This is a genomic window from Pollutimonas subterranea (assembly GCF_002849655.1).
Taxonomy (GTDB): Bacteria; Pseudomonadota; Gammaproteobacteria; order Burkholderiales; family Burkholderiaceae_B; genus Pollutimonas; species Pollutimonas subterranea.
Window position 1 is genome coordinate 165,905 of record NZ_PDNW01000009.1, and the last position, 14,605, is coordinate 180,509.

Annotated in this window: 14 protein-coding genes; 3 read left to right on the forward strand and 11 right to left on the reverse strand. The window is 56.9% G+C overall.

Annotation, left to right across the window (positions count from 1 at the left end; all coding sequences use genetic code 11):
* The first annotated feature begins 19 nt into the window (after nucleotides 1-19).
* The 3 genes from CR159_RS12350 (at nucleotide 20) to paeA (ending at nucleotide 1,983) form a co-directional block, all read left to right on the forward strand.
* The gene (locus tag CR159_RS12350) at nucleotides 20-304 is read left to right on the forward strand and encodes a CopG family transcriptional regulator (protein ID WP_102074248.1); all 285 of its coding nucleotides are present in this window, start codon (nucleotides 20-22) and stop codon (nucleotides 302-304) included.
* Nucleotides 305-306: 2 nt separating this feature from the next.
* Nucleotides 307-612, forward strand: a complete 306-nt coding sequence (locus tag CR159_RS12355) for a type II toxin-antitoxin system RelE/ParE family toxin (protein WP_102074249.1) — start codon at nucleotides 307-309, stop codon at nucleotides 610-612.
* Nucleotides 613-687: 75 nt separating this feature from the next.
* On the forward strand, nucleotides 688-1,983 hold the full coding sequence (paeA, locus tag CR159_RS12360; RefSeq protein ID WP_102074250.1) for a polyamine export protein PaeA: 1,296 nt from the start codon (nucleotides 688-690) through the stop codon (nucleotides 1,981-1,983).
* An 11-nt stretch (nucleotides 1,984-1,994) separates the two neighbouring features.
* On the opposite strand, the gene CR159_RS12365 is transcribed toward paeA, so the two are convergent.
* From CR159_RS12365 to CR159_RS12415, 11 genes are all read right to left on the reverse strand, one after another.
* Nucleotides 1,995-3,572, reverse strand: coding sequence for a Na/Pi symporter (locus CR159_RS12365; RefSeq protein ID WP_102074251.1), 1,578 nt, complete (start codon nucleotides 3,570-3,572; stop codon nucleotides 1,995-1,997).
* Between the two features lie 53 nt (nucleotides 3,573-3,625).
* The gene (locus CR159_RS12370) at nucleotides 3,626-5,278 is read right to left on the reverse strand and encodes a methyl-accepting chemotaxis protein (protein WP_102074282.1); all 1,653 of its coding nucleotides are present in this window, start codon (nucleotides 5,276-5,278) and stop codon (nucleotides 3,626-3,628) included.
* Between the two features lie 301 nt (nucleotides 5,279-5,579).
* A complete protein-coding gene (locus tag CR159_RS12375) occupies nucleotides 5,580-6,572 on the reverse strand; it encodes an ABC transporter substrate-binding protein (protein ID WP_102074252.1) in 993 nt (330 codons plus the stop codon).
* Nucleotides 6,573-6,618: 46 nt separating this feature from the next.
* Nucleotides 6,619-8,166, reverse strand: a complete 1,548-nt coding sequence (locus CR159_RS12380) for a class I adenylate-forming enzyme family protein (RefSeq protein ID WP_102074253.1) — start codon at nucleotides 8,164-8,166, stop codon at nucleotides 6,619-6,621.
* 60 nt (nucleotides 8,167-8,226) lie between these two features.
* A complete protein-coding gene (locus CR159_RS12385; RefSeq protein WP_102074254.1) occupies nucleotides 8,227-8,658 on the reverse strand; it encodes a PaaI family thioesterase in 432 nt (143 codons plus the stop codon).
* A gap of 30 nt (nucleotides 8,659-8,688) precedes the next feature.
* A complete protein-coding gene (locus CR159_RS12390; protein WP_199173311.1) occupies nucleotides 8,689-9,693 on the reverse strand; it encodes a zinc-binding dehydrogenase in 1,005 nt (334 codons plus the stop codon).
* A gap of 58 nt (nucleotides 9,694-9,751) precedes the next feature.
* Nucleotides 9,752-10,555, reverse strand: a complete 804-nt coding sequence (locus tag CR159_RS12395) for an ABC transporter permease (protein WP_102074256.1) — start codon at nucleotides 10,553-10,555, stop codon at nucleotides 9,752-9,754.
* 4 nt (nucleotides 10,556-10,559) lie between these two features.
* Nucleotides 10,560-11,366 carry an ABC transporter ATP-binding protein gene (locus CR159_RS12400; RefSeq protein WP_102074257.1) on the reverse strand — a complete coding sequence of 269 codons (807 nt, stop codon included), beginning with the start codon at nucleotides 11,364-11,366 and terminating at the stop codon, nucleotides 10,560-10,562.
* 168 nt (nucleotides 11,367-11,534) lie between these two features.
* On the reverse strand, nucleotides 11,535-12,356 hold the full coding sequence (locus CR159_RS12405; RefSeq protein WP_158238540.1) for a thiosulfate oxidation carrier protein SoxY: 822 nt from the start codon (nucleotides 12,354-12,356) through the stop codon (nucleotides 11,535-11,537).
* A 79-nt stretch (nucleotides 12,357-12,435) separates the two neighbouring features.
* Entirely contained in the window at nucleotides 12,436-13,470 is a 1,035-nt protein-coding gene (locus CR159_RS12410; RefSeq protein ID WP_102074259.1) for a YeeE/YedE family protein, read from the reverse strand.
* Nucleotides 13,471-13,491: 21 nt separating this feature from the next.
* Nucleotides 13,492-14,520, reverse strand: a complete 1,029-nt coding sequence (locus tag CR159_RS12415; RefSeq protein WP_102074260.1) for an NAD(P)/FAD-dependent oxidoreductase — start codon at nucleotides 14,518-14,520, stop codon at nucleotides 13,492-13,494.
* Nucleotides 14,521-14,605 lie beyond the last annotated feature (85 nt).

Genomic DNA, 14,605 nt, shown 5'->3' on the forward strand with positions numbered 1-14,605 from the left:
TTAATATCTGGAGACAGCCATGTCCACGACGACGATACGTTTGCCCGAAGACCTGAAAGCCCGTGTTGCAGCCGCAGCCAAACGTTCGGGTACAACTGCTCATGCCTTCATTATTGAAGCCATTGTGGAAAAGACAGAGCAGGACAACTTGCGTGCTGATTTCGATGTCGTTGCCGAGGATCGCTACGCCGGTATCGTTGCATCAGGAAAGACCATTCCGTGGGAGGAAATGCGTGGCTACCTGCAAGACCGTCTTGCCGGCAAAGTGGTAAAGCGTCCCACTGCTCGAAAACTGGCGCGTTGAAAATGTCACGTATTGAATTGGCTTCAGAGGTGGGGAGGGATTTTGATCGCATCCTCGATCATCTGGCCGAGTATCAGGTCGAAAATTCAGCGCTGCGCATTCAAGAGATCATTGAGGCGCTCAACGTGCTGGAGCATAATCCCCTGATCGGTCGTCCAATAAATAACGATAAGCGAGAATTGGTGATAGGGCGTCGTTCGCACGGCTATGTGGCGTTGTATCGGTACATTGTTGAAATCGATACCGTTTTTGTTCTTGCGGTACGTAGTCAACGGGAGGCTGGCTATACGTCACTCGCAGGCGGATAACCGATGTATTCTGTATCATCTGCAACGGTTCCCTCGACGAGGCGACTGCCTGGAAGTCTTATGTAAGGATGGTTCGTGAGTTCAGCTCAAAGTATTCTGGTGTTGGTGATACTGGTGCTGGCCGCCGGTTTTCTTTCTCTGACGGAAATCGCTTTTGCGGCCGCGCGGAAAATAAAGCTCAAGCTCATGGCAGAAGCGGGGGACGAGCGGGCGTTGAAGGTGATGGCGATACAGGCGCAATCAGCCAGTTTTTTTGCCGCATCGCAAATAGGGCTGAACGCGGTGGCCATTTTGGGCGGCATTCTTGGCGAAGCGACGTTTCGCCCTTATTTTCTGAACGTGCTTAGCTATGTATACACAGGGGCATGGGCGGAGCAGATCAGCTTCGGCCTCTCGTTTGTTTTTGTCACGCTATTGTTCGTGTTGTTCTCGGACTTGATGCCAAAACGCCTGGCCATGATGGCCCCCGAGCGTTTTGCCGTGGCCGTGATCAACCCCGTAAACGTCTTTATCCGTATTTGCAGGCCGTTTTCCTTTGTATTGAACTTGGTGGCAAACCTGCTTTTCCGCCTGTTCAACGTGAACACGGCGCGCGAGGACAACATCACCTTCGACGATATCTCGGCGGTTGTCGAGGCCGGGGCGCAGGCCGGCGTGCTACAGCAGCAGGAACAGCATTTTATCCAGAACGTTTTTGAACTTGAATCCCGTCTGGTGTCGTCCTGCATGACCAGTCGCGACAGTGTCGTGTTCATCAACCTGAGCGAGTCGGAAGAAAGTATTCGCCAAAAGATAGCCCTGCATCCTTATTCGAAATTTCCGGTATGCGATGGCGTCATCGATCATGTGATCGGTTACGTCGATACCCGGGACATACTTGCTCTTTGGCTGAGCAAGCAGTCCTCATTCCAGATCAACGAGGCCAGCCTTCGCACGGTATTGATCATTCCCGATACCTTGAAGTTGTCAGAATTGCTGGATAAATTCCGGGCATCGAAAGAAACGTTCGCCGTGGTGATCAATGAGTATGCGCTGGTTATAGGGGTGGTCACGCTCAGCGACATCATGGTCACTGTTATGGGAAACTGGGGCAGCTCGCTTGATGAAAGCAATCAAATCCTGGAACGTGACGACGGCTCATGGCTGATTGAAGGTGGCACTGCCATTGAAGATCTTAAACGCGCCATGGGGATCGACCAGCTTCCCGAAGAAGAAAATTACGAGACCGCGGCGGGATTCATGATGTTCATGCTGCGCAAAGTGCCTAAGCCGACCGACAGCGTGGAATATGCGGGAGTGAAATTCGAGGTGGTTGATGTCGATCACAACCGCATCGACCAGCTGCTCGTAAAGCGTATCGCGCCGATGTGAAGAACGAAGTCTTATTGGGGCGCAAGCAATGCGGTAAGTCGACCCATCAGCCACACCGAGCGTTCGAACAGCCCTGCTGACACCATCAAACTACGAATCTGCTCCGAATTGTGGTGGGAAGCGGTCAGGTCCCTGCGCAGGTTATTCAGCATTTCCCCACGGTCGCCAGTCAGTTTGGCCAGCACTTCGAAGTCCGCTGGGTCAAGAGGCTGCTGCGTTACCGCGTCGGCCTGCAGCAGCGCCAAGGTGCGCAGCGATTCCGATAAGGTAAACGCCAGGGATGGGCGCGGCGCGGGAAGGCTGTCCAGTGACTCTGAAAAATCATGCAGTGTCGTTTGCAATGATCGAAGCATGCTGAGCGAACTCTGCATGTGCAGGGCACTGTGCAGGATGTCACGGTGTAGTTGGCGGTCTATCAGTTCGACGATGAAATTCTCGGCCTGCGTAGCGATCGATGTGTTGCCTTCATATTGAGCGCGCCGATGCGCAGGGTTGTCCGCAGTGTTGTCCATATCCGGCAGCAGTTTCGGTAACAGGCCGATAAGGCGGTTGCGCTCCAGTACGGCAAGCTCAACGGCCGTGGGCGGGTCTTGCAGGGCAAGGTCATGAACATAGCGAGGGCGCGACTCGCGTTCCTCAAGCGAGGGCGGGCTTAGGCGATCAAGCCACCGCGCCAAGGCTTGGCGAGAAAAAACGACGATCCCTCCGCCCACCAACTGGAGAGTCAGGAAGAGGATAGACAAGGCAAGCGCCAGGCTGCCTTCCAGATGCATGGTAAGCCAAGGGCCTGGCGCAATCCCGAATAAAAAATTCACCAGTATCCACACCAGTGCAATGGCGGCAGTGCCCGCCAACTTGATCAGGACTTGAGCAAGACACAGTTGCCGTCCACTGCCGTTCAAGCCGCTGCCCGCCACCAGAACAGCGGCACCGCTGCCAACATTAGCGCCCAGTACCATCCAGAATCCCGCGTCCAGGCTCAGCATGCCAGAACTGATGGCAGCAATAACCAGTATGGTCGCCGTCGACGCTGATTGAGTGACGAGCGCTATCGCGATGCCAAGCCCAAGCGCTATCCACGGGTCCAGGCCGGAGACGAGTGTGGTCAACACTGAAGGGTCCAGATGGGAGGGTGTTCGCTTGATGAAATCCATTCCCAGGAACAGGAGCCCCAATCCCAGGCCGGCGCCGGCCCAGTCGCGCCGGGTAGGGTGGCGGTCAAAGCGCAGCTGGTAGCATAATCCGACTAAAGTAATCAGATAAAGCACTGCTACATGAAAGTTCACCGACGCCAAAAATACCAGGGCGGCGGTACCGACATTTGCTCCGGCAATCACCGGCATCGCGTTGCGCACGTTCAGCGTACCGCTACGTACGAGGTTTCCGGCAATAAGCGTTACGGCATTGCTCGACTGGGTCGCTGCACCGGCGCCAGCACCTGATAAAAATCCCAGCATGGCCGAACGTGTTGCGGACTGCAAAATGCGGCGCACACGTTTGCCTGTTGCCTGCTGCAGATGTTGGCTGACCAGCCGCAATCCAATAAACAGCAGACCAAGGCCGCCTAATAATTCCGCGAGAGCAAGCATATGTAGTCAGCCATGCCAGGGGGGTAGAGGAGTAGGTGGGCGGAACAGCCTGTTCAGGCCGTTCCAAGGGCCTTGAGTTTACGCGATAACGCCGATTTTCCAACTGTTTCCTGTGTCGTCGAGGCAATCTGTCGTGAGGCCGGTGCGCGTTCGGTGTGGTTACCCAGATTGAATACGCTGACGGCTCGCGTAAGCTGGTCGGCTTGCTCCTGCATGCTGCCCGTTGCCGCGGCCGCTTGCTCGACCAGTGCCGCGTTCTGCTGGGTGACCTCGTCCATTTGCAGAATAGTCTGGTTCACTTGTTCGATACCTATGCTTTGCTCATTGCTGGCCATCGATATTTCGCCGACGATATCCGTCACGCGCTTGACGCTTACGACCACTTCGTCGATCGTGGATCCGGCTTCCTGGACCAGCCGGCCGCCCGTATCGATTTTTTCCACTGCATCGTTGATCAGTAGCTTGATTTCCTTGGCGGCGGTTGCGCTACGCTGCGCCAGGCTGCGTACTTCGGTGGCAACTACCGCGAACCCCTTGCCTTGTTCGCCGGCCCTGGCTGCTTCGACAGCGGCATTCAGTGCAAGAATATTGGTCTGGAAGGCAATGCCGTCAATAACGCCGATGATGTCGACGATTTTACGCGCCGACTCATTGATCGAGCCCATGGTGGAGACCACTTCGGATACGGCGCTGCCACCCTTGATCGCAATGGTCGATGTTGCTTGCGCCAATTGATTTGCCTGCTGCGCGTTGTCGGCGGTTTGCTTGACGGTATTGGTAAGTTCTTCCATCGCCGTAGCGGTTTCTGTCAGCGAACTCGCTTGCTCTTCGGTACGGGAAGACAGGTCCAGGTTGCCCGAGGCTATTTCGCTGGACGCGGTAGCGATACTGTGGGTGCCATTGCGCACGTTACCGACCAGCGTCAGCAGGTTGGCCGTCATGTCTTTAAGCGATTGCAAAAGCTGGCCGGTTTCATCGGTGGAATGCACGTTGATTTTCCCGCTTAGATCGCCGCCAGCCACATTGCGGGCGGCATCGACAGCACGCCGCAAGGGGCGGGTGATGCCTGTAGTCAGCTTCCATGCGTAGAAAACACTGAACAGGGCGACAATCACGGCGAGTGCGATCAGGGTTCGGCGACTGCTTGCATTGGCCTCGGCGATTTCAGCGCCTTTCTGATCCATGAAGACACGTTGCAACTCGACCAGCTTTTCAACGGAAGCCTGATAGGTGGTCGCGCCGGGAATGAATTGTTGCGTAAAGATGCGCGTTGCTTCCTCTGTGTCGCCGGCCACTTTTCTCTTGGTCATGGCGTCGCGTGTCGACAGATATACCTGACGATGTTCCATGATGAGCTTGAACAATTCCTTTTCCTCGTCAGCGACGAGCAAAGGCACGATCTTGTTCTGAAGCTCGGTCGACGCCTGCGTCGCGGCTTTTGTCTGCTCGGCAAAGAATGGACCCAATTCGGGGTCTGTGCTTTTTGCGATGGCCATGCTACGGTTAATACCGTTGGTGAGGTGGCGATACCAGTCGCTGATCATGCGCTCTTTGGCAAGAGGTACCGTCATCAGGTATCGAGTCGTCTGCGAGATCGTATACAAACGCCAGACGCCAATACTGGTGATGACGATGGTCAGGACAACGATCACGGCAAAGCCGAGGCCTAGCCGGTTGCCGATACGCATATTTGTGAACATATTCATTGCTGATCTTTGATAAATTAGTGAGCGGTAACTTTGGGGCAGTGCTTTGCGCACAACAGGCGGGCGCCCCGAAAGGCGCCGGACAATTGGTTGGGCATTGGATGGGGGTGCGTGGCCGGCGGCGAGCTCTGTTTTCTGAATCGCCAGGCGACGATTCATACTAGGGTAAATCCCTAGTATGAATCGTTAACGACTAAAGGACTGGAAACTTTAGGGTCAAAGTACTTGCGCGGTTTGATAAGGCCAGCCAAAAAAAAGCCTGCCGGCGTAAAGCTGGCAGGCCTTCTCGATCGTTCTTTAACTAGTTGATCTTCAAGGATTGCTCATAAGGCTTGCTATCCAGCGTGCCGGCCGGCAGGTCGCCCTTCAAAACGCCACTTTCCTTGAAAAGGGCAAACATACGGGCAAGTGTTTCCTTATCAGCATCGGTAAACGAAATGCGGTAGTTCTCGAACCATAAATCCGCGTAAACTTTTGCAGCCTCGTCAGACAGGTTTGCGGATTTCTTTACGGCATCGACGACGCCCTGGGGATTTGCCTTGCCATATTCCAGTGCCTTGCGCAGTGCGACAATTGCCTTCACACCGGCCTCCGGGTTTTCTTCAAGCCAGTCGGTACGCACGACGCCAATAGCGTTATACGGAACGCTGTCGGATTTGGTCAACTTACGCCACTCGTCGGCAAAGGTTCCCAGGGACCGAACCTTGAGGTCCTTAAGCTGGGCGACGGTCACGTTACGCAAAGCCGCCGCGTCGACCTCCTTTTGCGCGAGAAATTGCACTAGCCGGGGTTCGTTACCGGGCACCAGCGAGAAGTCCTTGCTTTCAATACCGTAGTTGAGGCTCAGGATTGCGCCCGCAATGGCTGCTGTTGAACTTCCTGCCGGCGACATGGCGACTTTCTTGCCACGCAACTCGCTCAGTGACTTGATCGGCGAATCGACCGGAACCACGAACTCGACATTGGCCGGCTGTGTCGCCAGGACGATTTTCACCGGTACGCCGTCGGTTGCCAGGCTGAACGAACCTGCCGCCGGTGAACCGAAAGCAAAATCAATGGAGTTGGCGGCAATGGCACGCGTAGTGCCGTTGACATCAGAAAAGTGAATGAACTCGACATCCAGGCCCTGGTCTTTAAAGTAATTGCCGGCTTCAACGACCGAGCCGTAGCCGAGGGTGAGGCCGCTGGGCCAGTAGCCGACACGAATCTTTTCGGCTTGTGCGGCCCCCGCCTGCATTACTCCAAACACAAGGGCGGCTGCAACGAATGGTTTGAACAACTTGGATAGCGCCATAGTATGAGTTCCTGCAAAAGTTAACGATCTGGGCTGACGAAACGGCCTACGCGTGTGCGCAGACAGGCTCGACATCGAGTTGGCCAATTATTTGAAGAGCGCGTTGTTTCAGCACGTTGCGGTCAACTTTGCTTGTTGAAGCCAAGGGCAAGTCGGGTAGGATCCAGACGCGGCGAGGGTGCTGGTAGGCTGGAGCATTGGCGAGCGCATAAGCCTTGATAGTGGCCTCGTCAAGCGCGGACCCGGGTACCAGCACCACGAACGCGACAGGCTTGTGACCCTTGATCTCGTCGGGTATCGCGATAACACACGTCTGCTGAATGTCGGGATGCGTTTCAAGGCATTTCTCTACCTCGCCGGGAAAAATGTTCTCTCCGCCGCAAACGAACATGTCGTCATTACGGCCGACAAAGTAATAGAATCCGTCCTCATCGCGCCTGAGTACGTCGCCGGTTACGTAAAAGCCGTCATCAGTGATGGCTCCAACGAGATCGGGGCGATTGTGATAGCCCAGCATGATGCCGGGGCTTCTGAGCTGCAACACTCCCTGGTCGGACACGCGGCCTTGTTCGTCGATCAGGCGAACATCGACGTGAGGATGCGCGTAGCCGATGGATAGAAACGGCTGCGGCTTGCCTTCGGGGTGTGGGCCAAAGGTAACCGGGCCGCCCTCTGTCGTCCCGTATGAATTGATGATGCGGGCATGCGGCATGACCCTTCGTATGGCTTCAAGCAGCGCTTCACTCGCTGGCGCGGATCCCATGCGTATTACTTGCACCGAAGAGAGATCGGCGTTGGCCAATGCTTGCGTTTCGCGCAACATCATCGCCATCATCGGCGGAACCGAAGTCAGCCAGGTTGCCTTGTAACGGCTGGCGGCATGGATATAGGCGTGGGCATCGAACTGCGGCAACAATACAATCGTGCTGCCTCCCGCCAATGCCAGTTGGGACAAGGCCAGGGCGTTCATGTGATACATCGGTGCAGCGATAAGATAGCGCTGGTCCGAGAGGTCCTGATTTCCCAGGCGGGTTTTGACGACCCACAAATGACTGTGGTGCGAAAGCTTGACACCTTTGGGCTTGCCTGTTGAACCCGAGGTGTACAAGAGCAGTGCAACGTCCTGCGGCCCTGGAACCACTGTAGTGAAGTCGCCGTGATCCAGAAAGGTCTCGAAACTTTGCGCGCCCTTGCCACCGAACTCGATGACCGGCAGGCCGGCGGGAGCATTGGCGCGCCGCCCCGAGTCGACAAACACCAGTTTTGCCCCGCTGTCGGAAATCACGAAATCCGATAGCGCCTGTGGAAATTTGTAATTCACCGGCACGACAGTAATGCCGGCTCGCATGGCGCCCATCAACAGCACCAGGAACTCACCGCTGTTGGCCGCCAGCACGGCGACGCTGTCGCCGGCTGCCAGGCCATGCCCCAGGAGTCCGCGCGCGGCTGCCTTGGCCAGGGTATCCAGCTGGCCATAGGTGTAGAGCGTCACACGCTGAGCTTCGTCCAGAGCAATCAGCGCGAGGTGATCCGAAGGAATTGAGCGCGGGGCAAGATCACCCAGGTTCACGGCCTCAAAATGAGTCGTTGTCATCAAAAAAATCCAGTAACGGGTCAACGCCGTCCAAAGTCGGCGCTAACGGTGTTGTCATGATCAGGCCTTCTTGGGAGCAGTGGTTACATATACACCGCGGCCGCTGGCGACAAGCTTGCCGTCACTGTCCAGGACGCGTGCTTCCGCAACAGAAAACTGCCCACCGAATTTGATTACCTTGCCATGGGCGGTAAGGTCGCCCCGACCCGCCGGACGGTGGTAATCCACCCGCAAATCCACAGTGGGGACTCCGCGTCCGGTGGATGACACCAGCGCCCAGTCGGCAGTCAGGTCCACCAGTGCAGCCAGGACGCCGCCGTGGGTATAGCCGATATCAGGATTGACGACCCATTCTTCGCGCCATGTGGCGGTCAAGGTGATTTCGCCCACGCCGACCGACTGTACCTTCAGGCCCAGCCATTGGTGATAAGGACCGCGCAACAGCTTGGCTTCTACTTCGCTCGCAGTGAGCGCTACATTTTCTTCAGACATGATTCAGACCTTGACTATTCGAGGGTGGGGTTAGGGAGCGACGACGACTTTGCCCAGTACCGTACGATCGGCAAGGGAGCGCAAGCCGGCGGTAGCCTGTTCCAGCGGCAAGACCTTGTCGATAATCGGGCTGATGCGGCCGTCGCTGATAAGCTGCAGCAAGGCTTTCAGGTCTTCGTCATAGAAGCTGTTGGATCCCTTGATGTTCAGCTCGAAGCTCCATACATAGCGCAAGTCTTCTTTCGGGTCGTGACCGGCCGTGGCGCCACAAACCAGCAGGGTGCCGCCGCGCTTGAGGCACTTCAGGGAAGGAACCCAGGTATCTCCGCCGGTAAAGTTCACCACCACATCCACACCCCCTTCGTAGCTGCGGCGCTGTGGTTTTCCATAGGTTTGAATCGCCCATTTCGAGAAGTCGGTTTCCTTGTAATCCACGACATGGTCGGCGCCCGCTTCTTTGAGCCGGGCTGTTTTCTCGGCGCCGCTGGCGCAGGCGATCACTTCCGCACCCAGGAGCTTGGCTAATACCACTGCCGCCGTGCCTACGCCGCCACTGGCACCCAGAATCAGGACTTTATCGCCGGCTTTGACGGTTTTGTGAGTGATCAACATGCGATGGGCGGTGCCATAGGCGACCGGCAGCGCAGCAGCCTGCTCGAACGTCACGTTTTCGGGCATGGCAATTAGCTGCTCCGCGGTGACCAGGCAGTACTCCGCCATGCCGCCGTCAAGCATTTCGCCCATCAGGCCTTTTTGCTTGTTAAGTGGATTCACCAGAACCCGATCGCCGACGTTCCAGCCGGAAACCCCTTCGCCGATATCGGCGATTTCCCCAGCCAAATCCAGGCCGATCACGACGGGAAGGGGTACCTTGATGCCGGGCATGCCCCTGACCGTAAAGACATCGTGATAATTGAACGAGGAGGCGCGTACACGGACCAGTACATGGCCGGCCGTCACGTCGGGCACAGCCTTGTCGGCAACCAGCGACAATTGGTCGAAATCACCGTGCGCATCAAGCACCAGCGCCTTCATAGTACGAGGCATAGGGAACATCCTTTTTGAATGAGAAGAAGTAAATAATTGATTGGCGTCAGGCTTGCGTTTGGCGCCGCCAGCGGAACAGACGGGTTTCAATGGGTTTGAAAAAGGCAAACTCGAGGATGACCATAAGTGCGACCAGCGTGATCGTCCACGCAAACACCTGATCGGTTTGCACGAGGTCGGCTGCTTGCCGCAGGCGGTATCCCACTCCGTTGGACGAACCGATGGTCTCGGCGACCAGCGACACCCGCCACCCGAACCCAAAGGCCAGTCGTGCGCCGGAAAAGAAATCCGGCAGAATAGTAGGCAGATAAATCTTGGTGATGACTTGGGTGCGAGTCATCCGAAGGCTGTGTGCCAGCTCGACCAGGTCGGCACTTACCGTCTGCGTGCCGCGCCAAACGTTGGTCAGGATCAATGGCATGGCGGTCATGAAAACCACGAAGATTGTCGTGCTGTTCGAAATGCCAAACCAGATGAGCGCAAAAATAGCCCAGATCGCCGATGAAATTGTGTTCGTTACAGCAAGAATCGGCTCGAAGAAATCCCCCAGCGACCGATTGCTTCCAAGAATCAGGCCAAGCACAGAGCCAAACACCGCCGCCAGTACGAAGCCGGCCAATACGCGCCAGAACGTGATGCCCAAGTCAAGCCAGAATGTGTCGGTATTCAGAAGCGATAACCAGGCTTGCCCGACTTTCAGCGGGCCTGGCAGTACATACGCGGGCGTGCCCTGTGCCGCCAGCGACCATATGCCTAATAGCAAGGTCACCAGAGCGAGCCTCTTCAGCACTTTGGTGGAAATCTTCTGCCATTCTCCAATGGGTGCCCGGGATGCCACGGAATTTGCCATAGTGCTACACCAGCGCGCGCAAGGCACGGATCTGTTCGGTGACAGCGTGGTCGGTAGCCAGTCGAGGACGAGGCAGATCGATCGTCACGATATCGCGTACCCGCCCCGGCCTGGGCTTCAAGACCACCACTTCGTCGGCCAGTACCACCGCCTCTTCGATGTCATGGGTGACGAAAACCACCGTTATTCCCCGTTCTGCCTGTGCCTGGAGCAGTTCCGTGTGCATCTGTGCACGCATCCCCGGATCAAGCTTGGAAAACGGCTCATCCAGCAAGAGAATCTTGGGTTCTTTCACCAGGCTGCGTGCCAGTGCGACTCGGCTGCGCATCCCTCCCGACAGCGCATTGGGATAGGCGTTATAGAAACCGGCAAGGCCCACCGCGTGCAGCGTCTGTTCTGCACGCCTGCGACGCTCGGAACGGGTAACGCGCTCGGCCTCCAGGCCGAATTCAACGTTCTCGATGGCTGTGCGCCAGGGCAATAGCCGGTCATCCTGAAACAGGTAGGCCACGCGCTTCCAGTCAGTGAAGTCGCTGGCGGGCGTACCGTTCAGGTAGATGCGGCCCTGATCGGCGGGCAGCAAGCCGGCGATCATGTTCAATAAGGTACTTTTGCCGCAACCGGATGCGCCAAGAATGGCGGTAACGTGCCCCTTGCGAACCGAGAAATTAATATCATCGAGCACCCTCAGGTCGGTCGAATCGGTACGTGCAAAGGTTTTTCCGACCGACGCGACGCGGACCGCAATATCGTCCGTGTGGATTCTTTCGTCGCGTACAGCGGCTGCCGGTAGTTCGAGTAAAGAGTGCATGACGAGCCAGAAAAGATGGTTAGGCTAATAACTGCAAGTACTTTCGCAGCTTCAACTTATAAGTCTAACCAGCTGTAAGTCTCGGCCGAACTACAATATTTCTATTTGCTTATGTGTGCTGGATCATCGCAAAGTGGATGAGACCGGCGGCGCCATGGCGGCTGCCTTTCAGGAGCCGTTCGGGACGGCAAGAGCAAGCTTTTCTTTATGTTCGATGACGCGTCCGGTGTCTTCCGTCCATTTGAATCGCAATTCGCCGCTCTCTCGTGGCGTCACATCGAATCGGAGGTATGGGTTCATTGACAGCGAGCGATGGTAAGTCGCCCTGATGAGCGGCCTGTGGTCCAGTGTTGCATTGAATGTCTTGATGATGCGTTGCGGGGGTGTGGAACCTGTCGCGTCCGCCGCCAAGCCTGTCGTCATGGGGTGTGTGATCATGGTCAGCACTTCGCCCGTGTTTCCTTGTTTCCAGGTTTTTGGTACGCGAACACGGGCCTTCATTTCGTTGGCGCTGTCGGGCTGGCCCGGTGCGATGCAGCCGCTGGTGGTGACACGCACGTCGCGCTCGGCGATCAGGACGCGGCCGTCGTCAGTGTGCGCGACAGCAATCACTGTTTGCGATTCGCTCAGCCGAATTCGCGTGGTCAGGTTCAATGTCTCGATTTCCAGTCCAAATTCGAATTCGGCCACCTGGGGAGTCGGATTTCCAGGTGCAAAAATAGCGAGTCGCCGGATAGAGGGTCCATTTGAGTTCAGGCTGGATTTGATCGTCAACGGCACGGCGGAGCCATCTTCCGCCACCAGGGGCAATGTGACCAGCAAGGTTTCATTGGATAGTTGCGCATCGCCGACCCGATCGCGGATGGCAGCGATGCCTTGCCAGGTTTGTGCTGTCGCCAGCTGAGGCAGGCATAGGGTGGCCACGCCGGCCAACGCACATTGCATTACGCGACGGCGCGTTATAAAACGGTTGGTTTCAGGATGAGTCACTGGGAAATCCATGAGGTAAGACGAGGGCTTACCTCGCGCTCCGTATAAGACTGCATTGTTGGATATTGACTCATGCCGGCTAAACGGTTGAGGAGCCAGTCATGGTCGGCCCGGGTGCACGCGCCCATGCGAGCCGTGCGCCCACGACAATGGCAAGCGCCGATATCATCGAGCTATACGCCAGGGTGGACAGACCTGTCAGCCCTTGACCTATCGAGCAACCCAGGGCCAGGGCGCCGCCGACTCCCATGAGTGCGCCGCCCGCAATATAACGCGTCATCTGGCGGGGCGATTCGAACCCTTCGATTCGGTAGCGGCCGCGCAGAACCGCCGCAAAGAAGGAGCCCGCCAGCACACCAATTACCACTGTGATGCCGAAACGCAGGCTCATGCCCGTGGCAATCATTGCATAATGAAGGGTATCGCCAACGGGAGCAACAAACGTCAGCGATGCGATCGGTGCCGGTTCGAAATCATCGGCGCCCAGCCATCCTGTCACCAGCCAGCCGGCGACGACCAGAAGACCAATGATGGCGCCGCCCGCCAGATCCGTCGCCCGCTGTCCAGCTTTGCGTGGCCGCAAGGCGAATAACGTCAGCGCCGCGACCAGGACCCATACCGTCAGGGATCGAGGTAGACCCTGGGGTACGGCCACCGACTCAGGTGAAAGTGTTGTGAATTCCGAGATAAAGACGCGCAGTGGGGCTGCGATGCCCGTAAGCGTTATATAGGCCGCAATGCCCAGGCACACCAGCACCACGAAGGACCTGAGGTTGCCCTGGCCGAGCAATACGAGCGCACGGGCCCCACAACCGTTGGACAGGCCCATGCCATAGCCGAACATGATCCCGCCAACAGGAAGCAGCAGCCACGAAAACGAGGGTGTCATGTATACGGACTTGGTGATGTCTGCCAGGCCCATCGATGCGACAACATGGGTGCCCGCCAATGCAACGGCCAATGCAAGGGCGAAAGCATGCAATTTGTAGCCGGCATTGCCTGACCAGTATTCCTTCAGGCCTCGATGTAGGCAGAACCCGGTGACCTGGCCGCAGACGCCAAAGACAAGGCCGACGGCCAGGCCGGCCCAGAGTACGAGTTCAAGCTGTGGCATATTCAATGTAGACAGACCGGATCAGGCACGCGTACCCCATGTATCGAGCGCTATGGCGTTGTACCACGCTTCGCCATACTGGGCTTCAAGCTTGCGGAAGTTGGCATCTGCATTCTTGGGGCTGACTCCACCGGAGGCTTCGGCAAGCTTGCCGTCTTTAAGCGTATACAAATGCGCCACCGAAATGCCGTAGTCAGGGCCGATAAGGCTATAGCAGGTATTGGTGAACGAGGCCTGCGCCGCTGGCTTGCCGACCAAGGCATTCACGATGGCCGCCGCGGCAACCTTGGCCTGCGCATTGGCCGAGAAACCCGATTTTGGCATGGGTGACGCAACAGTGGCGTCGCCCACTACATAGATGTGCGGCACCAGTTCAGACTCAAAGGTCTGCGGTTTGACGGGGACCCAGCCGCTCTGGTTCGTGACGCCCGCCAGTTCCGCAATAGCGCCTGCCTTCTGTGGCGGAATGACATTCAGTACGTCTGCCTTATGGATTTGGCCGAACTCGGTTTCCACCGATAGATTTTTTGCATCGACGCGGACGACCTTGCCGTCTTTTGCCAGCGGTACCCATTCGATCAGGTCGCCGTACAACTGATTCCAACCGTCCTGGAATAGGCCTTGTTTGGAGAAGGCGTCTTTCGAATCGAGAATCACGATCTTGGACTTGGGCTTGTTGTGCTTGAGGTAATGCGCCACCATGCTGGCGCGCTCGTAAGGCCCGGGCGGGCAGCGGAAAGGATTGCCGGGCGCGACCATCAGGAAGGTGCCGCCATCCGGCATGGCTTCGAGCTGCTTCTTCAGCAAGGTGGTCTGGGCACCCGCCTTCCAGGCATGTGGCGCAAACTGCGAAGCAGCTTCGTCGTAGCCTTCCAGGGCGTTCCAGCGGAAGTCGATGCCAGGAGATAGAAGCAGCTTGTCATAGGCCAGCACCTGGCCGCCCGCCAGGCGGACTTTCCTGGTCCCGGCATCTACCGCCGAGGCATAGTCGTGGACAACATTGACGCCTAGCCCGGAAATTTCATTATTGTTGTAGAAACGGGTAGGCAATCCCGTGCCAAAGGCTTATGGTTACTGGTATTCGACGCCACAACCAAACGGGATTGCCTATGCCAAATCGTACCACTGAACATCT

Bases quoted from the DNA above. Each gene is read 5' to 3' on its own strand.
- CR159_RS12350 (WP_102074248.1), top strand. From the start codon at position 20: ATGTCCACGACGACGATACGTTTGCCCGAAGACCTGAAAGCCCGTGTT.
- CR159_RS12355 (WP_102074249.1), top strand. From the start codon at position 307: ATGTCACGTATTGAATTGGCTTCAGAGGTGGGGAGGGATTTTGATCGC.
- CR159_RS12365 (WP_102074251.1), bottom strand. From the start codon at position 3,572: ATGCTTGCTCTCGCGGAATTATTAGGCGGCCTTGGTCTGCTGTTTATT.
- CR159_RS12370 (WP_102074282.1), bottom strand. From the start codon at position 5,278: ATGAATATGTTCACAAATATGCGTATCGGCAACCGGCTAGGCCTCGGC.
- CR159_RS12375 (WP_102074252.1), bottom strand. From the start codon at position 6,572: ATGGCGCTATCCAAGTTGTTCAAACCATTCGTTGCAGCCGCCCTTGTG.
- CR159_RS12380 (WP_102074253.1), bottom strand. From the start codon at position 8,166: ATGACAACGACTCATTTTGAGGCCGTGAACCTGGGTGATCTTGCCCCG.
- CR159_RS12385 (WP_102074254.1), bottom strand. From the start codon at position 8,658: ATGTCTGAAGAAAATGTAGCGCTCACTGCGAGCGAAGTAGAAGCCAAG.
- CR159_RS12390 (WP_199173311.1), bottom strand. From the start codon at position 9,693: ATGAAGGCGCTGGTGCTTGATGCGCACGGTGATTTCGACCAATTGTCG.
- CR159_RS12395 (WP_102074256.1), bottom strand. From the start codon at position 10,555: ATGGCAAATTCCGTGGCATCCCGGGCACCCATTGGAGAATGGCAGAAG.
- CR159_RS12400 (WP_102074257.1), bottom strand. From the start codon at position 11,366: ATGCACTCTTTACTCGAACTACCGGCAGCCGCTGTACGCGACGAAAGA.
- CR159_RS12410 (WP_102074259.1), bottom strand. From the start codon at position 13,470: ATGCCACAGCTTGAACTCGTACTCTGGGCCGGCCTGGCCGTCGGCCTT.